Below are 23,211 nucleotides of genomic sequence, written 5' to 3'. Positions count from 1 at the left end.
CGCTACTGTCCGGGGTCGAGGTCGATGCCCTGTTGGGCAAGGCGGATCGGCTGCGGGCCCTGCCCGTCAGCTCGGATGCAGATCACTTCGGTGTACCAAGGGTTGCCCCGGCTATCGCCGTGATGGTCGGCAACGAGCACGCGGTACATCCCGTCATCGGCGATCGACGGCAGCATCGAGTTCGCGACCTCGGCCGTGTAGTTCGGATTGAAGGCCGCCTCGTCGATGCTGCCTTGGTCAATTTTGATCCGGGTGTCGGGGCGAACCTTCGGGTTCAGCAGCATGCGGACGATAATGCCGTCGAGCGTCTGGACTGGCCGGCCGATCATGCCAGTGGCCGAGTTCAAGACAAACGCTTCGCCGGGCTTTGGCTCGTTGTTCTTCGTGATGTTGAGCTTGTCGTCTTCGATGAACCACGACGTCCCGGTGGAGAAGCCAATGTCGCGCATGGCATCGCGGGCCATACCGAACATGGTCCGGGCGCGAGGCATCTTCTTGCTGCCCAGGTCAGCAATGTACCCTGCGGTGATGCCGTGCGGCTTCATCGCCTCCAGCACGACATCGACCTGGTCCTTGAAGGTCGAGCCGGCGGCGATCGTCTTGGAGACGGTGGCGAAATTGTAGGCTTTGTCGCCGGACGTCGCGACGAGAGCGACGTAGGTATCGACAGGGTTCTCCCGGCCGGTGCGCTTCTGGATCAGATTGCCCTTGAATAGCCCCTCGGAAGCACCCTGATATCCCGCTTTGAGGGTGACAATTTGGCCCTCTTTCTTGATCTTCTTGGCAGTAGCTTCCTTGAGGTTGGTGATGACGATGTCGGCGGCGTTGGGCGTCTGAAGCCGGTTCTGCGTGACCTTGAAGCGGATCCGCAGTTCGGAGACGTCGATCGTCTCCCCGCCAGCATCGACCGTCAGGCTGACCTCGCGTAGCCATTGGCGTGTCATGGCGTAATGAAGAGCACTTTGCCGTTGCCGCCAAGATTGGCATAGGTCGGCTCGACCAACTGATCATTGTCGGTCACGACCCTGATCTCGCCAGGGAAGCCGAGATAGTCGAACTGCTGCAGCACATTCTCGCCGGCCGTCAGCGGCAGGCCACGGAGGAGCGGCGTGCCGTCAAGCGCGCTGATGTCGATGAACCAGCCGCCATCGATGGTGTCGGTCCAGCCAAAGCGGACCTGATATTCAGTTGCGCCAAGTGTGATCGACATCACCTGCGCTTCCGGGCGCAGCGGAAATTCCTGAACCGTCGCCATCAGACGCCTCCGGCGACGAACCCTGTCGGGCCCGACTTGAGCTGCTGCGATCCGACCGTCGTCGTCGATCCCGTTTTGGCCGGATTGGCCTGGGTCGACTTCGCCGCACCCGTCGTCTGCGTGTTGACGATGATGACTTCACGCAGCCGCGCCGAGATCAGCGCGATGTTCTCGGTCTTCTCGTCCTTCGTCATCGCGACCGACGATAGGAGCATGTTGCGATAGCGCCGCGAGCCGGTCGAAACGTCGAAGGGCTCGCGCAGGCCCTGGAGGGCGATCAGCTCGTTGTATGCATCGTTGGCGTAGCCGACATAGCCGCCCGTCGAATCCGACCAGGCGATCTGCATCTCGATCTCGGCATTGCGCAGGAACGCATGATCCGAGATCGCCGCGCCGCGCTCGACCGGATGGTCCGTGATGACCATCTCGTCCTTGCTGATCTCCCGGATGACGACATCAGGTATCAACGTCCCGATCTGGCGCGACCCCGACATCAGCAGTGCGAATGCGTCGTCGAGGAGAGCCATATGTGAACCGGTTCCCTATCTGGCACGACTGCCATATGTTCTGCGCCCGTGGAGGCGGTCATGCGCGCGATACTGGTTGCACTCGCGATGGTGGTGAGCGGGGCGGCGGTGGCCGCTCCAGGCCGCTGTCTGCTTATCGTCGACGGCAAAACCTATCTGAACGGCCCATGCCCTATCGAGGTGTCAAAGGGCGGCAGTTTTACTATAGGGGCAGGCCCTTCGCTGGATTATTTTGCGATCGTGACGATGACTGACCAAGGCTATGCAAAAGGCTTCTGGAATGAAGAGCGGGGCGCATCTCATGCTCACACCGATTTAGGCGACCTCTGGCGCAATGATGCGTGCTGGACCAACGACAAAGCCATCGTATGCGCGTGGCGCTGATCATCTGTATCGGGATGGCCATCCCGATGCCGGCAAAAGCCGCTACTGAATTTCCGTTCTACGACGTCATCCCCAACTGCCGGGAGGCCAGCGATCGAGGCGTCTCCATGGCGGATTGCATCGCCAGTGAGCAGCGCGGATACGATTTCGCCAAGGCGAAATGGCCTGAGCTTGAAGAGCGCTTTCGCGCCGGCTGCGTTCGGCAGTTTGGCGTGGTGATCATGGCATACACAGCGATCGGCCGATGCGTAGCCGATTCCTTGTTCGCGCAAGAGCGATCGAAGCCGAGGCCCCCGCAACCTTTTCGATACTGATCAGCGCACCGCGCCGGTCATATTCCGGAGCATTCCGCCGTTGACGCCCTTCTGAGCGTCGCTTATCGCCGCCGCGTTGGCGGACGGATCAGAGCCACCCAGCATCGTGATGTTGGTTTCCTGCTTCATCTCGACGTTGGTCGAGTTGCTGTTCGACGGCGGCAGCAGAGGAGCGCCGCCACCCGGCTGGATCCCGCCCCCGATCAGAGCGGCATTCGTCTGCGCCGCGGCGAGAGACCCGGCATTGAGTTTGGAGAACGGTGCGTAAGAAGGAACCGTCCCGATCTCCGCCTGCGCCGCAGCAGCGCGCTCAGCCACACGCAAAGCCCGTCGCGCCCACTTCTGCCGCGACGGATAGTTCTTGATGCCAGCGCGCTCGTATCCTTCCTCGAAAGCCACGGTCGCCTCATTGACAGACCCTGCTCGCTTGACGGAGTCGACCACCCCTTTGTGGTTCGTGCGGAGCTCGTGCTTGAGAAATCCGTAGTTCGCCTCGTCGGAATTGATATCGAGGCCCTTTTCTGCCGCCCATGCCTCGAAGGCGCGGCGACGGGGCCCGGTCCATTGAGCCCAGCCATAGCCCCCGCGACCACTGGTTGGGTTTTTCTCCTGCATCTCGTTCAGGCCACCGCTTTCGTGGCCCAGGTTGCCGACCACGCCGGCGGCCTGCTCTCGCGTGAAGCCGAAGTCCGCCATCAGGCGGTTGATGATACCGGGAGCCTTCTGCGTAAAAGTGCTGCCTCGGATCGGCGCGTTGCTGTCGCCGCGCCCGCCGCCGCCCGCCGGCGCGTCCTGACCGCCGAGCACCTTCGGCATCGTGCGCTGCCACCAGTTCCGCTTATCGGTGACCTGCGGAGCAGAGCCCGGCGACCCATCGTTCGGCGTCTTGCCCCATGTGCCAACCGCGCGGCGCCGCGCAATCTCCTGATCTTCGCCCCCGTTCGCAGGGCTCGTGCTCAGCGCTAGCGCGCCGGCCACGCCGAGCGTCAGCGGATTGATCCCGAGTTTGAGCAGCATCGCGCCCCAGCCGGCACCGACCGCCGTGAAGGCGCCGAGGATACGCAGCAGCCACGATCCGACCAACCAGACGGCGAAGGCCTCTAGGGCGACCTGCAAGCCGCTCTGCCCCGTCAGGGACACCGCAATGCGGTCGAATGCCTCCCATGCCGGCGTCAGCGCGTCGACCAGCTTCTGGAATGCCGCGGCGAGCCAGGCGGCTGCCTTCCCAGCCTCTTCAAAAAACTTGACGATCTTGTCGGCGTTCCGGATCAGGAACTCGTCGATGTCCTTGACGAAAGACGCCATGGACCGGCCGAGCGTCTGCTCGAGCTTCGCCCCGATGAGTTCTGCCGTGGCGCCCAGCGAACGCCAGGCTTGCGTGAGCTGCTGCCCGATCTCGGCTGCCTGCTTCTGGTCGACGCCGAGCGCGCGGGCCTTGGCCGCGTACTCCTCGATGTAGCGCTTGAGCTCGCCGGACTGGAGCGCGCGGTAGGTGCGCTCGTCGAGGCCCAGCGCTTCCATGTACTGAAGCTGGATGTAGTAGGGCTTGGACGAGAGAGCCTTCGACAGATCCTGGACGATCGCGGTCGTCTCGCGCAGTTTGCCGTTCTCGCGCGTCGCGACGCCGAGCTGCTTGACTAGACTCTCGTAGCCGGGATTGCTCCGAATCTTCTGGGAGAAGCTCTCGATCGAGGCGAGCGCGCCTTGATAGGAACCGCCGAGCTGCGAAACCGCGTAGCTCAGGCCCTTAATGTTCTGAACCGACGCGCCGGCGCGCTGGCTCATATAGAACATTTCATCGAAGCCGGCCGCGATCTTCGTCACGGCGGCGCTGACGGCCGTTGCGGCTGCCGTCAGGGATAGACCCAGCGCCACGGCGCTTTTCGTAGCCGCCGCGACGCTGTTCTTGAACTTAGTCTCCGACCCGCCGTCGACTTGGTAACCGAGTGAGACGAGGAATTCCCGGATGGTCTCAGCCATTCGCCTTGCTCGCTTCGTTGGCCCGCCAGGCGTTTTCGTTCTCGGCCGTGATCGCGTCGTTCATGTCGGCGATGTCGCAAAGGTCGAGCGTGCCGTCGAGCAGGCTTTCATACTTGCAGAGGCCGCGCAGGACGGGGCGCATCAGGAAGTCCATCCCGTCGTCGAGCCTTACAGCGTCATAGGTCAGGACTGGTCGGGCGCTTTGAAACTTGAGACCAGTCCTAAGAAAAAAGGGCCGAGTTCTCGGACCAGCACCTGGAGCATGATCAACTGAACCTCATGCCCTTCGATATCCTCGAAAAGCAGTTTATCGGCCTGCGCGCTCCAGATCGAGACCCATCCGGTGTCGTTCGGCTTCTGGCGCTGGACGCGCGAGAGGCATTTCGACTGGATGTAATCGAAGGTCTCGTCCGACATCTGCGCGAGCAGGTCCAGAGGCCCGTTCAGCGCGCCGGTGACGGCGCTGAGGTCGAGCGACAGCAGATCGGCCATGTTGAGGCCGGTCGCCATGTCGTCGAGCGTTGGCGCCTCGCCCTCCGCCTTCGCCAGCGCAGCTTTCTTTGCCGCGATGGCCGCATGGAACATCGGCGCAATCGTCTTGAGCGACGGGATGATCGAGTTCAGGATCGGCTGGACCCGGCGCGCGACGTGCTGTTGCGTACGGGCCTCCATCGGCGTCGCCTTGAAACGGCGGCCGCCGACCTCGAATTCGTAGGAATCGCGCATCAGATCGCCGAGGGCTGACCGGTGCCGAGGATCGGGTCGATCGCCAGCGAGTTGAAGGACCACTCCAGCATCTGCCCGTCCTTGCCGTAGACGACGTCCGGGAACTTGCGGAAGCCGCAGTCGGCGGCAGTGAATACGTCGCCGCTGACAGGGTTGCGGATCGAGATCGTGTTCTGGCCGTAGCCGGCTGAGGATGCCGTGTCGGCGTTGTACATGTCCTGCAGCAGCGAGTTGACAGGCGAGGTCTTGAGCAGGCGCACCGTGACCGTGCCATTCTTTGCTGCGTGCAAAGAGTGCATGCCGCTGCCGTCGGCACCCATCATTACCGTGGCCTTGTCGTCGGCCTGAGAAACGGTGATGCCTTCCTCCGAGACGCCGGCACCGTTGCCAAGCGAGAACGTGCCGTTTGGACCACGGATGGCCGCCTGCACGTCGAGGAACGAATAGGTCTTGCTTGCCATGACGGGCCTCAGCGGTTGACGTTGATGATGACGTCGACGAAGTGGATCGCCCCCGCCAGCTTGACGGCGATCTGGATCACGACGCTCTTGCGGGCTTCGCGATCGGCCTGGCTCTGCGATGCGACTGGCGGCGCATATACGTAAAAGCCCTTCGACAGGAAATCGCCCTGCTTGAGCTGGCCGAAGCCCCCGGCATTCCAGACGCCGGGCGCGACCAGCCCGTTCGTGACCGCCTGCAGCAGGATGCCCTCGATCGTGGTGACGATCAGGTGGGTGCCGGCATCGGTCTGCGGGATCTTCGTCGACGAGGTGTAGAGCAGGTTCCAGACGGCGGTCTGGACCGCATTCTCCAGCCAGTCGATGCCGTGGCGCTCGTCGAAGAACGTGCCATCGGCCATCACCCCTTCTTGGATGATGGCGGTGTCGTTGTCGTAGTTGACGAAGACGTTGCAGTGCTTGGCCTTGAGAGCGGCGGCCTGGTTCGACGTGATCGTCTCGGCGCGGACACCGGGCTCCTGTTTGAACTTCAGGGTGAGGGTCGTGTTCGACCCTTCAAAGTTCACGGTCGAGGCGCGGCCGAAGAACGAAGCGATGGCCTGCGGCTCGTACTGCGAATACTGAGCGAAGGTCCGGCCGAGGTTGTTGGCGTCAAGCAAATAGGCCAGATCCGTCGTGCTCGTCGGGTCGATCGCCGTGGTGTCGGTGATCGTGACGCCGAAGATGCGCTTCTTGTCTTGGGCCTCGATGACGTTGGCCGCCGCGATGATCGAAGCGCTGTCGACGCCTTCCTCGACGAGTTCGCCGGAGTACCAGTCGCCGGACGCCGCGACGAGCGCGGTGACGGCCGCAGCCAACGTCTCGGCAGCGATGCCGTTGGCTGGGAGGCTGGCCTGCGTCGATTTGCCCTTGAGCAGGGAAGCGATCGAGGCGCCAGTTCCGCCGGCGAGCGTCGCGCCTGAGACCGTGATGTTAGTTCCGCTCTTCGCCAGGGTGTAGGCGTTGCCGCCGGTCCCGGTTACATCGGCGATGGCATAGACCGTGGTGCCGACGGCGAGATAGTTCAGCAGCGCGATGTTGGTGTCGATCGATGCATTGAGGAAGGTCGCGAGGTCGCTCGCCATCAGGGCGGCGGTGCCGGAAATGTTGATCTGGGGGCCGACGGCGCCCGTGGTCTTGAACGTGATGACGGTGCCGTTGACCGTCACGGTGTCGTTGTTCGCCGGCAGGCCGGATAAGCCGATGTTGCCGAACGCCGTGGGATCGGCGAGGAAGCCGATGGTCGAGGCCGCGCCCGTCGTGCCGGACTTGACGACAAAATAGCCGTTGTCGGCGTCCCAAACGATGGTGGAGCTCGCAACCAGGGCGGCGACGGCGGTCTGGAGCACGGAGGCAACGCCGTTGAGGTTAGTCTGAGCCGAGAAGTTCAGGCCAGAGACCGCGCGTGGAATGCCGTCGAGCACGAAGTAGAAGGCGCCGGCAGTCACCGCGGTGAAGTTCGCCAGCGCCTGCTCCGCCGTGGTCAGCACGCCGCCGCGCAGGGTCGCATGGGTAGCGACGCGCGCCCAACGCCCGATGTACAGGATCGACGGCTGCGGCACCTGCGCGAAGTGCTTCACCGCGCCCTTGTATTCGGGGTCCGTGGTCGAGAAGTCCTGCGCGACGCCCGACATGTTCGAATAGAGCCGCAGGCGCTCGCCGACATCGATGACATCGGTTGCGCCGATGAGCAGGCCGGCGCCGAAGTTGCGCGTCGGCGCCGCGATCGGCGAGATGACGACATCGACATTGACGACGTCGCTGACAGGAAGGCCCTGGGCCATGGGTTAGGTCTCCGTCACGATGAAGGGCTGGACGACGCCGCGATCGAGGACGAAGGCGCCCTGTGCGGAGAGGAGGTTGAGGATCGGGTAGACGCGGACGACCGCGCGGCGCAGGAGGATCTCGAGGTCGACGCGCCGGACGAACCGCTCGTTGATCAGGTCGGAAGCCGTGCGGATGCGGTCGCACTCAAGGAGCGCGATGCCAGCCATACGGACGGCTTCGAAATTCTGAGGCACCCACAGCCCATCGCGGACTTGGGCAGCCAGGCCATAGGCGGACGGCCCGTAGAAGCTGGCGAGGATGCGCACGGTGTCGTGCCGCACTACCTCGTCGCTTCCATCGCCATCTGAGATGTGCGTCGTCGCGGCGCTCCAGTCCGCGTCGATCTCAGTGATGCCGAAAGCGCACCAGTTGGTCGTGATCGTCGGCATGGCCGGCGGCTCAGGCTGCCAGCGCGGCCTGACCAGTCCGCGTGCGATTCCGGAAATGCCGGCGATCAGGCCGCCGAGCAGATCTTCGAATGGGTCGTTCTCGACAGGCGTCGTCGATGCCGGCAGTAGATACCCGCCGGTTGCCGAGCTGTTGGGCATGTCGGATCAGCGCAGATCGAGCAGGCGGCAGGTGGCGACCGTGAAACCCGCGCCGTAGCGGCTGTAATCGTCGACAGAGACCACGGTCCACTGCCGGCCGAGGAAGGTCACAATGTCGGCGTCGAGCCCGTCCCCGCCATCCGTGAAGCGGAAGGTCGAGTGAAACATCACCGAACCTTCGGAGATTGCTGCCTCGGGATTCCGGCGCAGGCTCTGGCCCTTGTCGGACGTATAGACGACCGAGATCGGGATATCAGTGGGCACGCGAATCGTACGGCCCGTCGCGGTGTCGTTAGCGACCGCAGTACGGGTGACGATCGCGCTGTCGGCGAAGTCGGGGTCGCTCAAAATATCGGAGACGTCGAGCAAGGGCATCAGTTATCGCCCCTCTTCCGCACGACGTGGGTGACGGCCCGGCGCAACTGGCCAGTATCGATGAGCGGCTTTTCGCCAGTGCGGCCCCGGGCCCGGCGCTTCGCCAGCGTACGCGGCGAAAGCGGAACGAAGGGGCCGTCTGTGATCTTGGCCTTGACCGCGTTCTCAGCCGTGATGCCCACCGACGTCAGCGTGCTGTCGACATCGGCCTGGCGGCCGTCGAGTGCAGATTCCGCGCCCGCGCGCATCCGCTTGGCGACTTTGTCGCGCACGCTCTCGACGCCCGGCACCAGGAAAGGACGCTCTGGGATGTTCTGGGCCGGCGACCCGGTTTCCATCAGGTAGCCGATCTCGGCGTTGCTGATGGCGCCTTCGTCGCGCCCGGCATTCGCATCCGGGATGCCGATCAGCACCTCGAGCGCGGTCAGGTCCTTGATCGCCTTCAGCATCGCCGGCACGCGATCCTTGGTGATCTTGACGGTCATGCTGGGGTCAGATCGCCGGGGCGTCCGGCACGAAGTAGATCGGCCCGGCGCCGCATGCACGCAGCAGTGTGTAGAGCCGCTGCCCGTAGGAGGTCGCGTTCCATGCCCCTGCCCGCCCGATGGCGGTTGCGCCGGTGTCAAAGCTCACCGACACCTTGTCGACCGTCTTGGACGAGACCGGGCCTTGCGCCTGGCCCGGCACACCGGAGCCCGAGGCGGAGACCACGGCGCGAGCCGACAGGACGATGTTGTGCGCGATGAAGAGCATCACGGCGAGATCGTAGGACTTGCCGAGCCGGTTTGTGTTCAACTGGTTCGGTGCCTGGTCGAGCCACGCATTGATCTGGGCGTCGGGGAACTTCACCGAGTCCGTGAACTCCGGAAACATCACCCGGAAGGATAGAGAGGTCACGGTCACTATATCGTCTCCCGATCAGACCAGTCTCAGATCAACCGACGTCGGCCTTCGTCAGCGGCGACAGGTTGGGGTTGCCACGCGGGATCCGGGCGTCCTTGTCAGGATTGATCGGATGAAGACCGGAGAGGATGCCGACGCCATCTTCGGCGCGCCTGATCGTGGCCTCTGCCTTCTCGTTGGCGAATATGAGGCGATTGCGAACTGCATCGAGGTCGGCGTTCTGCTCCATCCACTTGTCGAAGAAGTCCTTGTCGATCCCAGGGGTGAGCGCATAGCCGCCGGCCTGGTGGAAGTCCGGGATCTTGCCAAAGGGCACGGCCGGGCCATTGACCTTGATCTGGGCGCCCTTTTGGACGGCGCGCTTCACGGTCTGCGTGCCGCCGCCCATCACAGGCTCGGAATGCTCGGCGAAGTCGAAGACCCGCAGGAAAAGGCCGTTGGGGATTTTGCACGCTACGGTGACGGTGGAGCCGGCCATCAGGAATTTCCTTCGGAGAGAACGGAGACGAGGCCGTTTTTCACGACGTCGGAATCGGCGTTCTGATTGAGCCATGCCGCGATGAAAGCGGCGTCGAGATTGGGGTTGTCCCCGTAGGCGAGCGACATCACGCCCGTCGCGACGGCGCGGGGCTCGCTGCCATCGCCATCATCATGCATCGTGAAGTTGCGGAGCATGAGGCCGCCTTCCACGCCGCAATTGACCGTCACGGTCGCATTCTCGGCGGCCTTCGCCGTCGCTTTGGATTTCTTGGCCATCGCTGGCCTCCTGTGGTCGCCCGGCCGCCCCTGAGCGGCCGGTTCACATACGGGAAGCTGTGATGCTCAGACGCCGACCATCGAGGCGATCGCCATCGGCATCCGGATGATCGCGCCCCATGTGCCGGCGGTGATCTTCTGCTTCACCGAAGACGAGCCGCGCACGATCGGATGCGTCCGCATCTTCTCGTTGAAAGCGCAATAACCGGTGTCCTGGCCCTCGACCGATTCCGCGATGAGCTGCACGAAGTTGCCGGCGGCCACGCCCTGCGGGTTGGATGCCGAAACCACACCGTACTGGACAGCGGTTTCGATGCGCAGGTTGGGGAAGTTCTTCTTGAGCAGGTCGGCGACGTTGACGTTGAACGAGTTCGTCGCGGTCAGCGCCACGCTCGATCCCGGCGACATCGCCAACACCATCTTGCTGTTCTGGTCGATCAGGCCGCCGGACTGCGAGACGAGCTGCAGGAAGATCGCTTGAATGTCGGCATAGATCTCGTTGGCGGTCGCCACGATCGCGCCGGCGTTGATCCACTTCACGCCGGTCGCCGCCTTGGTGGCGGGGGTGAGCGCTGCCGAGAGGTTCGGATCGTTGAGCAGGCCATAGTTCTGCAGCCCGGCCACCCCGAAGAAGTAGGTCAGGTTGGAAAACTTGTTCAGCACGGTCGCCGCGGCGACGTCGATCTCGGAGACCCAGTTGATCTTGGAGAGACCCGCACGCTCCAGTTCGCGGTCGCCGTACTCCTTCATCGTCTGGAAGAGGTAGCTCTGGCGCTGCGGCCAGTTGGTGTTGGCGCCGGCGCGGCCGTTCTCGTTGAAATCGCCATAGCTGGAGACCTCGCCCGTGTGCTCAACGACGGGGAACATCGCCGTCTCGTCGAGCCAGGTGCCCTTGCGGTTCTCACCGAAGATCACGGCCGCGTTGTTCGGGGCGAACAGCACCTTGAAGACCTGGGGGTCGATCATGGTGGTGAGGAAGGCCGGCACTGCCGAGTTCGGGTCGGTGACCAGTCCGGGCTGCGCGGCGTCCATGGCGAGCCCGAAGTCGTGCTTGAACTCGTCGGGGACGTAGGACTTCACGCCGGGGAGGATGGCGCCGAGCTGCTCAAACTGCGTGGCATCGGCTTTCCATGCGGAGGCCGCTTCTTGAAGGTTCATGACGTGGTCTCCGCTTGTGGCGTAATGCCGAGAGGTGGAAGGGGATCAGCCCAGCAGATGCGATGTCATCTTGACGAGCTCGCCCGGCAGACCGGCCGACATCGCGACGAACTTCGTTTCGACGTTGGTGGTGCCGGTGATCGTCGTCGAGGACGCGGTCTGCGTGGTGTCGACGATGTAGGTGCCGAGGCCGCCGGTGCCGGTGCCCAGCCCGACGATGGTGGTCCCAGCGGTGACGCCGGAGCCCGACAGGACGGAGCCGACCTGGAAGAGACCCGACAGCGCCGACGCCGCAGTGAACACGCCATAGGTCTGCGTGATCGTGGTCGAGGCGACCGTCTGGTTGGCGATCGAGACGATATAGACGCCGATGCCTCCCGTGGTGCCGGAGACCTGCGAGACGATGCGGGTGCCGGTCGCGACGTTGGTGCCCGATAGCAGGCCGCCGACGACCAGAGCGCCAGCGCCGACTGCCGTGACCGTCAGACGGTTGTCCGCGATCGAGCCGGTGACAGTCGTGGTCGTGCCAGCTGCGATAGAGCCGGTCGCCGATGCGGTCAGCGCAGCGCCGGTGGCGGCGAAGCTGACTTTGCCATCCGAGAAGTTGGCATAGGCCTTCTGCCCGACGAGCGCAGCGGTGAGGCCGTCGTTCTTGGCCCAGAAGCCGCCCGAGCTGAACAGGGTGATCGGGAAGCCCTGCGGGATTTTCATCCCGGCGTTGGCGAGATAATCCGTGATCAGGCCCTGCTGGGCGCGATGCACGAAGCCGGTGACCGGGCCAGCGCCGAAGCTATCGACGATCGTCGGCGTGCCGTTCGGGTCGATCGCGTTGGGCTTCCACCAAGCGAAGCGGCCGATGGTGACGCCGGCAGCGCCGGCGACGAGGCCGCCGGGGCCGGCGATGACCGAAACGCGGGGGTTGTGATCCGAGAAATCGCCAGCGACGGCCGGAGCCGGCTGGACGTTCACGGCATTCTGGAATCCACCAGCCATGTCAAATCTCCTTTTGGCTCAGCGCCGGATGTTCGGTGAAGGTGAGGCTCAGGCGCGGCCGATGGAGGCGGTGCCGGGGAAGCGTTCGTGGAAAGACTTGGTGGCCGCCGAGTCCATGGCGACGCGGTTGACGACGGTCGTCTTGGCTCCAGGGATAGGCTGGGCGGCCAGGATGGCCGGCAGCGCGGAGGCATGGATACCCTCGACCTTGACGCCCAGCGTGGTCAGCGCGGTGGCATAGACCGCCTCGGCACTGTCGTGAGCCATGGCGAGATCGCCCACATAGGGACGCACGGCGCGCTCGGCGTCGCGGATCTCGCTCTGCGTCTTCGCCGCCCCTTCGGTCGCGGCCTTGACCGCGACGGCGATAGCGGCATCCATCGCCGGCTTCTTGATCATGTCCTTGAAATCCTCGTCCTTGGCAGGCTTGTCCTTGTCGTCATCTTCGTCCGCATCCATGGCGGCGGGGGCGTCGATCATCGAGCAGACCTTGGCGATGTCCTCGTCGCTCAGCTTGCCGGTGAGGAAGGCCTTGATGGCCTCGGTTCCGGAATCCATGGTCTTGTCGTCGAGCTTCATGGCCGGGACGGGCAGGCCCGAATTCGGGTCGATGTCAGCGCCCTCGGGCACGTCGATCGCGTCGATCGTGGCGAGCAGCGCGGCAACGTCTTCGATTGAGGCGTCCTGGGCCAGCTTGCCCTTCGTCGCGCCCTTGATGCCGGCGATCATGTCGGCGGACTTCGCCTTGAAGTTCTTGGCGGTGATGCCGGCGAAGACGGGCGACAGGTCGATCTGGGCGTCCTGCGCGAGCTTGGGGCCGATCGCCGCGAGCATAGCGCCCTGGGCGAAGATGGCCTTGCGGGTCAGGACGGCGGGCTTCTGAGACATGATGAATTCTCCACGGAGGAACGGGGGTTTCGCGTCGCCGACAACGACATCGGGTCCGGCGCGACCCTCGGGCACGATCGCCACATGGTTTCCGACGATGTCGCGCATGACACCGTCGAAGGCGGCACCCTCGAACGATCCTGGCGTCATATCGGCGCGGTAGCGGTAGGCTGAACTGAGTTCCTGCTTGGTCCGATCCTGGACGCCTGCGATGGCGTGGCGTGCCCAGATCACGAGGCTGTTGCGCAGATACGGTGCGGTGAACTCCGCTTCCGAACCCGTCGAGCCGACCACGAGGTCAGGCTGATGGTCGTCGGCTGAGACCGGTACATGCCGCGAGAGCAGTGGCAGGTTGTTGAAGGTCGGCGCGGCTTTCGCCAGCTCCTCCGGGTCGCGGAAGAGCTTGTAGGTGCGGTCAGGGTCGAGCCCCATCGCCTCGAAGTCTGGGATCTCGCGGCCGAGGTAGGGATTGACCGCCGCCTTGCTGATGTTGGTCGTGGCGACGTGCAGACGGCCGTCACGGTCGATAGTGCGGACGGTGTTGCGGTCGAAGGCGAGTGCGCTGTCGGCGGTGACTGCTGGATCCCTATCCTCGTCGATTTCCTCGAACCGCTCGGGCCCGAGTTCGATGATGCCGGCGTAGGGGTCGACCTTCGTCAGATCGACGTCGCCAGGCTCATACGTGATGGTGATGTGGGGCTTATACCCCTCGAAATCCCATGATGCCCCGGCTTCGCAAAATGCCTGCCAGCGGCTTTCCAGATCGGTGGATTCGAAGCGCAGGACCACCGCGCCCTTGTCGCCCAGCGCCTCAACCGATCGCGCCCCATCCTTCTGATCAGCGGCCCCCGGAACGCGGATGGTGTCGAAGTCGTCAGGTGCGGCGAACCAGTCGACCGGCGTCTTGCTATAGGCGATCGTGACATGCAGGTCGTCAGCCGCCAGCGTGTCGGTAAAGCCCTGCGCCTTCGCCCATGCGAGCAAGTCATCGGCATTCTTGACGCCGCGGCTCACATAGAGCGCACGAAGGTCCGGCTTCACGCGCGGCGACATCGCCTTGTCGAGCGCGATCAGCATAGCGGCCTCATGTTGCGGATTTGAACGGATCGGCTATCTCTGGAGCGGCATGAAGCTGCCCAAGACGCCCCCGTCAGAGTTGATCGCGGACCTGAAGGAGTTGGCCCGCGCCAGCTTCGTCGAGACGTTCCCGAACATCGCCGAGGACGAGACGATCGAGGCCGACGCCGCCCAGATGATCACCGAGATGGTGGCCGACTTCCGCAAGATCGCCGGGGGCGACGCCGAGAGCGTCGAGATCGCCAAGCGCTGGCTTGAGGATGACGACATCACGGATCAGGGATGATCGGTTCCGCGTAGCATCGGCAATTCCAGATCGCGCCAGGCAGCGCGTGATAGCCGGGATCGCATTCCGGCGGATCGCTCCACGAGAATGCCTTTCCGTTTAGGGCTCGGTGCGACGGGCGGACGTCGCTGTCCCCAGCCGTGCGCCAGATAAACTGCGTCGAGCCGACATGCTCGGCGCGAGCTCTGGTCAGTTCGGTCGCCGTGCGAGAGACCTCCGTCCGCGCGATCAGTTCGGCGCGGCTCTTCGTGACCTCGCCAGTGCGCATGATCTCCGCGGCGATCTCTCCGGCACGCGTTCCCGTCGTGACGCCCTCCAGTGTGATCTGATGGACACGGTCGGCGGCCTCGCTTGGCAGCGAGGTGATCAGCCTGACTTGTTCGGCCAGTCTCTGCTTCAACACTGCACCGGTCGGCGCGTTGTCGATCTCGCGGTGGAGGGCGGTCCCCATCTCCCTCGATACCTGGGCCCACGCCTTGCGGTCGCGCGCCGCGACCTCAGCCACCATCCTGCCGCCGACCGACTGCGCCCATGGTCCGATCGCGCCCGAATAGCGCCGCAGTGCGCCGTCGATCACTGATACCGAGGCGGGATTGTCGGCGTCGAACAGCCCCATGACGAGATCGCCGATGTGACGCGCGACCTTGCGCAACTGCCGCGCATATTGCGTCTCGGCCTTGCGCGCCCGGATGAAGACCGACTTAGCACTGGACTCGGCCCGGTCGAGCGCGAATTGCGGGCTCGTTATCCGCTGCCGCCCACTCATGCCGCCGCCTTGAACCTCCGGGTCTCGCTGTCACCCGGGTCGGGCGCGTCGCCCTCGCCGGGTGACGGAAGCGGCACGTCGTCAAGGGCGATGCCAGCGTAGGGCGTATCCTCGGAGGTCGCGATGCGCTTGCGCACCTCGTCGGGTCCAAGCACACCAGCATCGGTGTAGATCGTATCCGTCTCGGCCTCGATTTTGCGGACCTCGGCGGTGGCCTTCTCGTCGAGCGACCACAACGGCTCGTATTTGAAGGTTATGTCGGGATCGACCTCGCCGAATTCCGACAGCTGCACGAAGCCCAGGATACGGGTCAGATTCTCGGTGAAGAGCAGTTCCTGATAGGCGTGCACCCAATCGTAGAAGACCCGGATTTCTCCGTCCGAAGAAGCATTGAGGCCCGATGGCGTGATGCCGGTGAACTTGACCAGCGGAATGCTCGCGACCGAGCACATCTGCTCCTGAGACTGCGCCTGGAGCTTGTCGAGCGTCCCGAGCGGGGTCGAGACGTTGAAGAATTCCTCAGCAGGGTCATCTGCGCCCCCGCCCTTGTCGAGGACCATGACGCCCTTGTTGTCCCGCAGGTTCGTGAAGAAGGCGATGCGCTTGAAGAGCGCCGCGCCGTCATCGGCGTTCTGCTGGTCGACGAGGTTGGTCTTGATCCCGTTGGTCGAGAACGAATGCAGCAAGTCCGATACGCTCTGGCGAGTGCGGATCCAGTTGTCGACGTAGGGCTTCGCCATCTGCGACAGCGATAGGCCGCCGAACGCATAGGCCGGTTTCAGCAGGTCCGGTACCGGTCGCCCGACGAAGGTCAGCAGACGCGACGCATGGATTTCCTTGCCCTGCACATACCAGGCGGACGGCCGGTAGAAGTCAGGCGCCAACGGGTCCATGGCGTTGTAGTTCGATGTCGAGCACCACACCGCCTCGACGTTTCGCAGGCGCTTCAATGCGCCTTTGCCGACCTTCGCCTTGCTGATGTCGTTGTGACCGTCGCCGATCGGCGTGGTCAGTTCGGTGCGGTCCTCACTGGTGCCAAGATCGATGTAGACGTGCGAGCGGCCGAAGAAGCCATCCTGCAGCGCAGCCTCGCGAAACACCTCCTGGACGTTGAGGCGCTTGAACGCCTCCGTGATCTTGTTGACCTTACCCGTCTTGTCCTTGTCGCCCGACGCTTGGATGACGATCCACTTCCGGGTCATCTCCGTCGCGATCGTCTCGGAAATCTTGCGATATTCCGGACGTTGCGCGAGCTGCGCCAGGGCCGGGTAGCCGAGGAAGGCGAGGCCTTCCGAATATTGCTGTGCGGCCAGCGCGGCCCACTGCATCGCCTGCCCGGTTGCATCGTCCATCGCCATCTGCGTGCCGCGAGGCATGACGCTGGGCGGGTGCTGCGGCAGGACGAACGGATTAACCTGATCCTTTGCTGGCTGCTGTGCGGATGCCGCCAGCATCTGATCCGAGATCGCGGGTTTGCGGCGTTTGCTCGCGGCGGGTTTCTCCGGTTCTGCCGCAACCGTCCCCCGCCCCCAGCCGAGCCGGCGAGCGATGGCAGACAGCAGCGTCATGGAGCAGATTACCTCATGCCCGAACGGGCGAGCATTTCATCGGTGATGACGACGCGGGCGCGGCCTTGAGCAAGCCGCCCGAACGCGCCGGAACTGGCATCCACCTGGTCCTTGAACGAGCCGCCCGGAAACAGGCAGAGTTCGTCGAGATAGTCGTCGTTCCATGTGCCAGTGACGAGATAGACGTTGCCGGCCTCGCACTGGACCGAAAACGGCTCCGCTCGCACTTCCTTCTTGCCCGTCTCAGGCTCGGCATAGACTCGCCATCCGGCCAGCATCGCGATCATGTCGCGGGACTGGACCTTGCCAGCTTGCCCAGGGTCTTGCGGCAGGCTGATCACGACGTCTTTGCCGTCGGTCTCGGCCGTGGCCTTGATGAGCTTACGGACCTCTGGGCCCTCAATCTGTTCCTTGACGACGTGCCCGACAATGAAGGAGCCATCCGGCGCCCGTCCGAGCTTCACGCCGGCTGTGCGCGCCGCAGTGGCGCTTTTCGTCGAGGCCAAGTCCCAATGGCGCACCCAACGCGTCCCGGGGGGTGCTTGGCGGATGGTCTTGTCTTCGAACCATGCTCGCTTGAACAGCCCACCCTCGCGCGGCGTCGGGCGCTGCTGATACTGACCGGCGTAGGCGTAGGAGCCCTTGGAGACTTTCAGCCCTTCGACCTCTGCGCGCGGGAAGCGCTCGGGGAAGAGCAGTTCGCCTTCGATCTGGCGGGGATCTTCGAATCCGATCTTGGTGCGGCACCGCCGCTCTGGCTCAAATTCCATCGGGAGGTTGAGGTGGACGTAAGGCAATCCCAGGCTGAGGATCGTTCCCGCCACGTCACGATCATGCAGCCTCTGCATGATGATGACGATCGCCGACTTCTGCATGTCGTTGAGGCGATCCGGTATCGCCTCGCGAAATGTGGTCACAACGTTCGCGCGCTGGACGTCGCTCTCAGCGCTGTCGACGGAATGGGGATCGTCGATGATGACGCGATCACCACGGCCGCCGGTCATTGACCCGAAAGCGCGACCTTCACGTCCACCGGTCTTGGTGTTCTCAAACTTGCCCTTCGCGTTTTGGTCGCGGGCGAATTGGACGTCGGCACCATAGAGCGCCTGATATTTCTCGCTGTCGACGAGACGGCGCATCTTCTGGTTGTCGCGGAGGACGTTCGCCTCCGAATATGAGCTGGTGAGGTATCTCAGTGAGGCGTCGACCGTCGCCCATTCCCATGCCGGCCAGAACACCGCGACGGTGAGCGACTTCATCATGCCTGGCGGCACGGTCATCAGGAGATATTGGAACTCGCGGCGGGTCACGGCCTCAAGGTGCGCGCACATGGCACGCAGCGCCCATCCGCCAACGAACGGAGCCTTGGGCTCGAGGATGGACCAGAACTCTTCGATGAAGCCGTACAGCGTCCTGCACCGGCTGCGGATCACTTCGATGTCGCGAGCCAGGCGATCCCGCTCGTGTTCAGTGTTGCGTCTCGCCCTCTCCGCTCTGATCTCCCCCAAGGTCGGCAAGCGGACCAAGGATCGCCTCAAGGCTGTCGAGCTGGTCATCCGATACCTTGGAAAGGTCGTAGGTGCCGATCGATCCCGAGTGCTTGTGCTTTTCGACGATCAGGCCGAACAGCTTCGCCTTGCCCATGGATGCGGACACCGCAGCACTGGTCTGCTTCTCCGCGATGGCCAGGATGCGAGCCTCTTCCAGTTCTGCGGCGATCGTCTCGACGGTGACGGCCGCGCGCTTCGCGGCCCTGCTTTGCAGCTCAGAGACCCGTGCTGCGACCTTAGCATCACTTAGCAACCGCGATGAGCACGCTTCGGCGGCTTTCGAAGAAGCCTTATATCCTGAGGACTTATAGGCGACGCTGGCCGGAATGCCCTTAACAATCGCCTGTGCGAAAGCTTCATGCCGGGCGTTGGCGAGAACCGGCATGCGGCTACTTTCATTGACTGGGCGATGCGCCCGAATTGTCGCGCTTGAGGCCCGCTGTTGCAGTCGCCGTGCGCGCCGGCCTCCTGAGTTCGCTGTCCTGCCCGAGACCGGGGAGCGGCAGGCAACTAGCCCCCAGCCATTCAGGGGGCGCTGGCACTCGTCGACGAGGCCGGGCTTGATACCGGCTGCGGGCCTTTATCGGCGTCGCGATCTGTTCCCTGCCGTGGCTGGGATGAGCGCCAGGACTGGTGGATCCGCGACGAGATCCACCGCAACCATCAGCGGATCGCGAAAGACCTCATCACGAACGACGCAGCCATGGTCGCGTGGGGCTGCCCTGCCGGCGCGCTCGGCGGCGATACCGATCTCTGGATCGAGAGCCTCTTCGACACCATCAACGATCCGGACGGGCCGCGCCTGAGCACGCTCAAGCTCTGGTCGATTGGTCTAACCGCTGCCGGCGCGCCGAAACACCCGATGGCGCGTGGGCTCCATCGCGTACCGAACGACGCCCTGCCGGTTCGCTTCAAGAATCCCGGCACCGTCTCGTTCGGGGGTGACGATGAAAGGCACGCGGCATGAGCGAGACCGGCACCGCGCCCGACGTCGTCGCCCGTTTCGTCTGGGATCAGGACGACGAAGACGAGTTCTGCATTGACCGGGCAACTGGCACGACCGTCGTCCGCTACGATCTCGGCGATCCGGCGAACGATCACCCCGGGTACGGGGGATGGAGTAAGGACGAATGGCTGGAGAAGAAGGGCTTCGATCCTCGCGACACGGTCGAGGTCGCCAAGGCTGCCGTACGAATCCCGTCCGGCGAGGCTGAGCGCTTCCGGGCATCCGAGGAGCGCCGACGGCTGCGGGAGCAGGAGGAGGATGAAGCCCGCGACCTGATGTCGTTCCTTGGCGACGCGGAGATCGCTGCCTTCGACTTCGGCGAATACCGCAAGGGTGAGATCGATATCCTCGAGCCTGCGCTGGCGAAGCGCGGCTTCACCAACATCGGCTTCTACATGGGAGAGCAGGACAGCTTCGGTCCGCTGAGCCGTGGCTGCGTCGCGCTCGACCCGACCGGCAAGCGCGTGAGGTTCTACTATGGCTGAACCGACCCGCTGCCCCCACTGCCGCAAGGCCGTCCCCGACGCCAACGCGCTCTTCCAGCACGTCAAGGCGAAGCACGGCCCGGCTTCTGCCCGCGTGTTCCGCCAGCCGCGCGAGAGCAATTCCGTCGCGTCCGAACTCGTCGACGCCCTTCAATCAGGCGAGCGCCCCGCGCACCGCGTCGACATGTTGCCGGAGAGCTTTCATGCCGATCTCCGCTGAGAAGATGAAGCGTTATCCCGGTGGCTCAATCCGGTCGCCGGAATGGACTGCCTTTCGCGCCAGCTTGCTCGATCGCGCTGGCAATGCCTGCGAGGGCACGCCGCAGAACCCGGACTGCCGGGCTGCCAACGGCCAGCCTCACCCGAGGACGGGCGGACGCGTCGTGCTGACGATCGCGCACATGGACTGGGATGAGACGCACGCAGACCCGGCGCGGTGCCGGGCTCTCTGCCAGCGCTGCCATAACCAATGGGACGCTCCCATGCGCCAGATCAACGCCGGTAAGACCCGGAGCCGCCGCCTCGGCCAAGACGACATGTTTTCCGAGGTCGAGGACCGCACCCTCGCCCGCCGCAACATCGACGCGGAGGGCTGAGGTCATGGGTCCGGCACTCGCGAAGCACCTCAAGTTCATGATGGACGTCGCCGATCGCACCGCGCCTACCGGCGATGCTCGGTATGGCATGATCGCCGCCTTTGGCGACGCGGCACACCTCTGCGACGCCATCGCTGCAGACATACGCGCCGTCGGCAGGCCGTCGAAGGCGCGTGAGCGTGAAGCAGAGGCCGTCGAACGCTGCGCGCAGCATCTTTGGGATTTCAGAAGCTCGCTCTTTCCTCGCCGCGAGGAGCCGTAAGCATGGGCCAGACTTTCGAGATGGCGCATGTCTCCGGGTGGATCACCACCGAATGCGTGCTGGTGGGAGAGATTGCAGTCCACAAGGAGAAGGCGCGCGAATGGCGGCTGTCCCACGCTGCGACAGGCATGAGCATCCCCTACGCCTACTTCACGACGCGCAGTGCGGCAGTTGCATCAGCCGAGCGCCTGCATGTCGCTGTCGATTTCAGCCGCGTGCGTCGCGCCAGCAAGACGGCTTCGCCTGGGTTCGTCAGGGGCTGGTCGAAGTCGCTTCAGGCCATTCTGGTCGCAGAATTGCGCCGCCATGGCCTCGCGCCCGCAGAGGAGGCGTAAGCATGCCGCGCGCGCATCTCATCTCCGACCTGACGCCGGCCGAGGTCGCCTCGGCACTCGGCTGGGAGAGCGCGAAGGCGTTCAACGAGCGTCTCGGCGAATATCTGAAAAGGGGGTTCCCACCACCAGACCCAATGACCGGTCGCTTCGATCCTGAAGCGGTCGAGAGGTGGCGCCGCGCGCGCGCGCCTCACCTCTTTCCCGATTTGACGACCGCTCCGACTGCGCGCAACGCTCAGGCGTTGGCGGCAGAGCGGAGACAGCGCAAGTGGGGCACGGCGTGAAGATCCCTTATTCCCCGGTCAAGGGCGGCAACCGCTACTGGCAGCCGACCAAAGCCATGCAGGCCTTGGGCTTCCTGCCCAAGCCGCTCGGCCGGGATGACGACCGCAGCAGGAAGGTGGCGCTGGGCCTCTATGAGGCATGGCTGAAGGTGCTGAATAACGAAGAGCCGGCGCCCGTGTCCAAGGATGCGTCGCGCGAGGTCGCCGAGGCCGCGCGCCGGTATCCGCCGCGCTCGATCGGCGAAGCATTCCAGCGCTGGATCCGCACGGAGGAATGGCGGACGATTCCGCACAGCACCAGGACGAAGGTGCTCTGGCCGGCATGGTATCGCGTACGCGATGCTTGGGCGGAAGCGGACCCTGACACCATGACCTTCGAGCTCATTTCTGAATGGCGGAAGGAACTCGTCGATGACCACGGCGTCGGCGTCGCTCACAAGACGCTCAAGTTCTGGCGCAAGCTCTGGAAGATCATGCGGGCGCTGAAGGTCGCCAAGGGCGACGACCCGTCGCTCGGTATGAGGAACATGGCGCCGGCACCGCGCTGGCAGACCTATACTGAGGGCGAAGCGGTCATCCTGGTCAAGCGCGCGATTCGCGCGAAGCAGTATCAACTGGCCTGCATCATCGCGGTGACTTGGGACACGCTGTTCTCGCCTGGCGACGTCAGACTGCTCACCGGTAAGCACGTCGCCAATCGGACGCAGGGCGGCCGCAAGGCGCTGTTCTTCGACAGGACGGAGGATGGCCGCATCAAGACCGGGCGGGCGGCCATCGGCACCGTCGGGCCGCGCACGCAGCGGCTATGCGAGGCGGTCTGGCAGGGTGTTGAGCATCTGCCGGACGGCTACATTTTCCGGAAGGCGGATGGGAAGCCGTTCAAGGATCACGAGCTCGCCAAGGCGTTCGCTGGGATCCGCGACCAGAACGACAACCGGCAGCTTCGCGACATGAGGCGGTCGGGCAGCGGCGAGGCCAACGCCAGCGGAGTGTCGAACCCGGGACTGCTCTCGGCCAAGTTGGCGAACAGCATCCAGACGTCGAACGCGCTGCACAAGACCTATGCGCCGGTCGACCATGACGCTGTCATCGAGTTCGACAAAGCCCGCCTCGCGGGGCGCCAGAAGCGCCGCGCCGGGAACGAATAATGAAACCGAGTTGGAAACCAGCAGTCGGCTTCCAACTGACATGAGGATCGGAAATGCCGAAAACCCCAGTAAAATATGGCGAGCCCGGCTGGATTCGAACCAGCGACCAGCAGCTTAGAAGGCTGCTGCTCTATCCATCTGAGCTACGGGCCCGTGAGCGAGGGAAGAGCGCCCTCGCCTGTCCGGGAAGCTCGCGCACCGCCTGAAGCGCGGCGCGTGATCGTCAATGCGTCCATTGGCCGACGCGGCTGAACTTGAAATTGTCGGCATAGGCCATGCCGCGACGCCTGGCCTCGTGCGGCTGCTCGATGCGATAGGGAATGCCGTTGCGGGTGGCGTAGGCGATAGCCTCGGCCTCGCTGTCGAACCAGAGCTTGAGCTGGCTCTTCATGTCGCCCGATGAGGTCCAGCCCATCAGCGGTTCGATCTCGCGCGGGTTCTCCGGCTCGTATTCGAGCAGCCAGCGTTCCGCCTTGGCGGTGCCCGACTGCATGGCCGTGCGGGCCGGACGATAGATGCGCGCGGTCATGATCTGGCTTGCCCGTCACCCGATGTTGCACCAGCCCGCCTCATGACGGGATATCGTTGCCGGCTGGAATGGTCGGGGCACCAGGATTCGAACCTGGGACCCTCTGCTCCCAAAGCAGATGCGCTACCGGGCTGCGCTATACCCCGAATGGCCATTCCCTGCCGTCGCGGTCAGCTATCACGGCGCAG

General features: G+C 64.2%; 33 protein-coding genes and 2 tRNA genes. 11 read left to right on the top strand and 24 right to left on the bottom strand.

Annotated features, from left to right (window positions below):
* Nucleotides 1-2: 2 nt before the first annotated feature.
* Genes AC1DZY_RS22290 through AC1DZY_RS22280 form a run of 3 tightly spaced genes read right to left on the bottom strand, consistent with a single transcriptional unit; the run spans nt 3 to nt 1,782 of the window.
* Entirely contained in the window at nt 3-944 is a 942-nt protein-coding gene (locus tag AC1DZY_RS22290; RefSeq protein ID WP_476822344.1) for a phage protein, read from the bottom strand.
* Nucleotides 941-1,255: a phage baseplate plug family protein gene (locus AC1DZY_RS22285; protein ID WP_476822343.1), complete on the bottom strand. Its 315-nt coding sequence runs from the start codon at nt 1,253-1,255 to the stop codon at nt 941-943. The genes AC1DZY_RS22290 and AC1DZY_RS22285 overlap by 4 nt, the downstream gene beginning before the upstream one ends.
* The gene (locus AC1DZY_RS22280) at nt 1,255-1,782 is read right to left on the bottom strand and encodes a phage baseplate protein (protein WP_476822342.1); all 528 of its coding nucleotides are present in this window, start codon (nt 1,780-1,782) and stop codon (nt 1,255-1,257) included. The genes AC1DZY_RS22285 and AC1DZY_RS22280 overlap by 1 nt, the downstream gene beginning before the upstream one ends.
* Nucleotides 1,783-1,842: 60 nt before the next feature.
* Here AC1DZY_RS22280 and AC1DZY_RS22275 point away from each other — a divergent pair, with 60 nt between their 5' ends.
* A complete protein-coding gene (locus tag AC1DZY_RS22275) occupies nt 1,843-2,166 on the top strand; it encodes a hypothetical protein (protein ID WP_476822341.1) in 324 nt (107 codons plus the stop codon).
* Entirely contained in the window at nt 2,157-2,480 is a 324-nt protein-coding gene (locus tag AC1DZY_RS22270) for a hypothetical protein (RefSeq protein WP_476822340.1), read from the top strand. The genes AC1DZY_RS22275 and AC1DZY_RS22270 overlap by 10 nt, the downstream gene beginning before the upstream one ends.
* Here the strand turns inward: AC1DZY_RS22270 and AC1DZY_RS22265 are convergent, their stop codons facing one another.
* From AC1DZY_RS22265 to AC1DZY_RS22200, 14 genes are all read right to left on the bottom strand, one after another.
* Entirely contained in the window at nt 2,481-4,460 is a 1,980-nt protein-coding gene (locus AC1DZY_RS22265) for a phage tail tip lysozyme (protein ID WP_476822339.1), read from the bottom strand. It abuts the gene before it with no gap.
* Nucleotides 4,453-4,602: a DUF6889 family protein gene (locus tag AC1DZY_RS22260; RefSeq protein WP_476822338.1), complete on the bottom strand. Its 150-nt coding sequence runs from the start codon at nt 4,600-4,602 to the stop codon at nt 4,453-4,455. The genes AC1DZY_RS22265 and AC1DZY_RS22260 overlap by 8 nt, the downstream gene beginning before the upstream one ends.
* Nucleotides 4,603-4,643: 41 nt before the next feature.
* The gene (locus tag AC1DZY_RS22255) at nt 4,644-5,186 is read right to left on the bottom strand and encodes a phage tail assembly chaperone (protein WP_476822337.1); all 543 of its coding nucleotides are present in this window, start codon (nt 5,184-5,186) and stop codon (nt 4,644-4,646) included.
* Nucleotides 5,186-5,647, bottom strand: coding sequence for a phage structural protein (locus AC1DZY_RS22250; protein ID WP_476822336.1), 462 nt, complete (start codon nt 5,645-5,647; stop codon nt 5,186-5,188). The genes AC1DZY_RS22255 and AC1DZY_RS22250 overlap by 1 nt, the downstream gene beginning before the upstream one ends.
* An 8-nt stretch (nt 5,648-5,655) precedes the next feature.
* Complete coding sequence (locus tag AC1DZY_RS22245) at nt 5,656-7,467, bottom strand: DUF3383 domain-containing protein (RefSeq protein ID WP_476822335.1); 1,812 nt, start codon at nt 7,465-7,467, stop codon at nt 5,656-5,658.
* 3 nt (nt 7,468-7,470) lie between these two features.
* On the bottom strand, nt 7,471-8,058 hold the full coding sequence (locus AC1DZY_RS22240; RefSeq protein ID WP_476822334.1) for a phage neck terminator protein: 588 nt from the start codon (nt 8,056-8,058) through the stop codon (nt 7,471-7,473).
* Between the two features lie 6 nt (nt 8,059-8,064).
* Nucleotides 8,065-8,433 (bottom strand): hypothetical protein, encoded by a 369-nt coding sequence (locus tag AC1DZY_RS22235; protein WP_476822333.1) that lies wholly within the window; start codon nt 8,431-8,433, stop codon nt 8,065-8,067.
* Nucleotides 8,433-8,918, bottom strand: a complete 486-nt coding sequence (locus AC1DZY_RS22230; protein WP_476822332.1) for a hypothetical protein — start codon at nt 8,916-8,918, stop codon at nt 8,433-8,435. Before AC1DZY_RS22230 ends, AC1DZY_RS22235 begins: the two co-directional genes overlap by 1 nt.
* Nucleotides 8,919-8,925: 7 nt before the next feature.
* Complete coding sequence (locus tag AC1DZY_RS22225) at nt 8,926-9,336, bottom strand: DUF4054 domain-containing protein (RefSeq protein WP_476822331.1); 411 nt, start codon at nt 9,334-9,336, stop codon at nt 8,926-8,928.
* Nucleotides 9,337-9,367: 31 nt separating this feature from the next.
* The gene (locus tag AC1DZY_RS22220; protein ID WP_476822330.1) at nt 9,368-9,814 is read right to left on the bottom strand and encodes a hypothetical protein; all 447 of its coding nucleotides are present in this window, start codon (nt 9,812-9,814) and stop codon (nt 9,368-9,370) included.
* On the bottom strand, nt 9,814-10,092 hold the full coding sequence (locus AC1DZY_RS22215; RefSeq protein WP_476822329.1) for a hypothetical protein: 279 nt from the start codon (nt 10,090-10,092) through the stop codon (nt 9,814-9,816). Before AC1DZY_RS22215 ends, AC1DZY_RS22220 begins: the two co-directional genes overlap by 1 nt.
* A gap of 66 nt (nt 10,093-10,158) precedes the next feature.
* Entirely contained in the window at nt 10,159-11,250 is a 1,092-nt protein-coding gene (locus AC1DZY_RS22210) for a hypothetical protein (protein WP_476822328.1), read from the bottom strand.
* Nucleotides 11,251-11,295: 45 nt separating this feature from the next.
* Nucleotides 11,296-12,243 (bottom strand): gp53 minor capsid family protein, encoded by a 948-nt coding sequence (locus AC1DZY_RS22205; protein WP_476822327.1) that lies wholly within the window; start codon nt 12,241-12,243, stop codon nt 11,296-11,298.
* 48 nt (nt 12,244-12,291) lie between these two features.
* Nucleotides 12,292-14,208: a DUF2213 domain-containing protein gene (locus AC1DZY_RS22200; RefSeq protein WP_476822326.1), complete on the bottom strand. Its 1,917-nt coding sequence runs from the start codon at nt 14,206-14,208 to the stop codon at nt 12,292-12,294.
* Between the two features lie 49 nt (nt 14,209-14,257).
* Between AC1DZY_RS22200 and AC1DZY_RS22195 the strand changes: the two genes are divergently transcribed.
* Nucleotides 14,258-14,494, top strand: coding sequence for a hypothetical protein (locus AC1DZY_RS22195; protein ID WP_476822325.1), 237 nt, complete (start codon nt 14,258-14,260; stop codon nt 14,492-14,494).
* Here the strand turns inward: AC1DZY_RS22195 and AC1DZY_RS22190 are convergent.
* From AC1DZY_RS22190 to AC1DZY_RS22175, 4 genes are read right to left on the bottom strand one after another with little or no spacing between them, the layout of a single operon-like run.
* Entirely contained in the window at nt 14,478-15,260 is a 783-nt protein-coding gene (locus AC1DZY_RS22190; RefSeq protein WP_476822324.1) for a phage head morphogenesis protein, read from the bottom strand. The two genes, AC1DZY_RS22195 and AC1DZY_RS22190, sit on opposite strands and share 17 nt — an antisense overlap.
* Entirely contained in the window at nt 15,257-16,828 is a 1,572-nt protein-coding gene (locus AC1DZY_RS22185) for a DUF1073 domain-containing protein (RefSeq protein WP_476822323.1), read from the bottom strand. The genes AC1DZY_RS22190 and AC1DZY_RS22185 overlap by 4 nt, the downstream gene beginning before the upstream one ends.
* 8 nt (nt 16,829-16,836) lie before the next feature.
* Nucleotides 16,837-18,354 carry a phage terminase large subunit gene (gene terL, locus AC1DZY_RS22180; RefSeq protein WP_476822322.1) on the bottom strand — a complete coding sequence of 506 codons (1,518 nt, stop codon included), beginning with the start codon at nt 18,352-18,354 and terminating at the stop codon, nt 16,837-16,839.
* Entirely contained in the window at nt 18,296-18,763 is a 468-nt protein-coding gene (locus AC1DZY_RS22175; RefSeq protein ID WP_476822321.1) for a terminase small subunit, read from the bottom strand. The genes terL and AC1DZY_RS22175 overlap by 59 nt, the downstream gene beginning before the upstream one ends.
* Nucleotides 18,764-19,081: 318 nt before the next feature.
* Between AC1DZY_RS22175 and AC1DZY_RS22170 the strand changes: the two genes are divergently transcribed.
* Genes AC1DZY_RS22170 through AC1DZY_RS22135 form a run of 8 tightly spaced genes read left to right on the top strand, consistent with a single transcriptional unit; the run spans nt 19,082 to nt 22,494 of the window.
* Entirely contained in the window at nt 19,082-19,345 is a 264-nt protein-coding gene (locus tag AC1DZY_RS22170) for a hypothetical protein (RefSeq protein ID WP_476822320.1), read from the top strand.
* Complete coding sequence (locus AC1DZY_RS22165; RefSeq protein WP_476822319.1) at nt 19,342-19,869, top strand: hypothetical protein; 528 nt, start codon at nt 19,342-19,344, stop codon at nt 19,867-19,869. Before AC1DZY_RS22170 ends, AC1DZY_RS22165 begins: the two co-directional genes overlap by 4 nt.
* Complete coding sequence (locus AC1DZY_RS22160) at nt 19,862-20,089, top strand: hypothetical protein (RefSeq protein WP_476822318.1); 228 nt, start codon at nt 19,862-19,864, stop codon at nt 20,087-20,089. The genes AC1DZY_RS22165 and AC1DZY_RS22160 overlap by 8 nt, the downstream gene beginning before the upstream one ends.
* Nucleotides 20,073-20,465, top strand: coding sequence for a hypothetical protein (locus AC1DZY_RS22155; RefSeq protein ID WP_476822317.1), 393 nt, complete (start codon nt 20,073-20,075; stop codon nt 20,463-20,465). The genes AC1DZY_RS22160 and AC1DZY_RS22155 overlap by 17 nt, the downstream gene beginning before the upstream one ends.
* A gap of 4 nt (nt 20,466-20,469) precedes the next feature.
* A complete protein-coding gene (locus AC1DZY_RS22150) occupies nt 20,470-20,727 on the top strand; it encodes a hypothetical protein (protein WP_476822316.1) in 258 nt (85 codons plus the stop codon).
* 2 nt (nt 20,728-20,729) lie between these two features.
* Nucleotides 20,730-21,062, top strand: a complete 333-nt coding sequence (locus tag AC1DZY_RS22145) for a hypothetical protein (protein ID WP_476822315.1) — start codon at nt 20,730-20,732, stop codon at nt 21,060-21,062.
* Between the two features lie 2 nt (nt 21,063-21,064).
* Entirely contained in the window at nt 21,065-21,346 is a 282-nt protein-coding gene (locus AC1DZY_RS22140) for a hypothetical protein (RefSeq protein WP_476822314.1), read from the top strand.
* On the top strand, nt 21,331-22,494 hold the full coding sequence (locus AC1DZY_RS22135; RefSeq protein WP_476822313.1) for a hypothetical protein: 1,164 nt from the start codon (nt 21,331-21,333) through the stop codon (nt 22,492-22,494). Before AC1DZY_RS22140 ends, AC1DZY_RS22135 begins: the two co-directional genes overlap by 16 nt.
* Nucleotides 22,495-22,570: 76 nt before the next feature.
* On the opposite strand, the gene AC1DZY_RS22130 is transcribed toward AC1DZY_RS22135, so the two are convergent.
* The 3 genes from AC1DZY_RS22130 to AC1DZY_RS22120 form a co-directional block, all read right to left on the bottom strand.
* A tRNA-Arg gene (locus tag AC1DZY_RS22130) sits at nt 22,571-22,647 on the bottom strand.
* Between the two features lie 70 nt (nt 22,648-22,717).
* Nucleotides 22,718-23,023, bottom strand: a complete 306-nt coding sequence (locus tag AC1DZY_RS22125; protein WP_476822312.1) for an ETC complex I subunit — start codon at nt 23,021-23,023, stop codon at nt 22,718-22,720.
* Between the two features lie 69 nt (nt 23,024-23,092).
* Nucleotides 23,093-23,169, bottom strand: a tRNA-Pro gene (locus AC1DZY_RS22120).
* Between the last annotated feature and the right edge of the window lie 42 nt (nt 23,170-23,211).

The sequence above is a fragment of the Allobosea sp. P2_A10 genome (genome assembly GCF_056405115.1).
The sequence above is the reverse complement of the archived record's forward strand: the minus strand, read 5'-3'. Positions and strand labels throughout refer to the sequence as shown.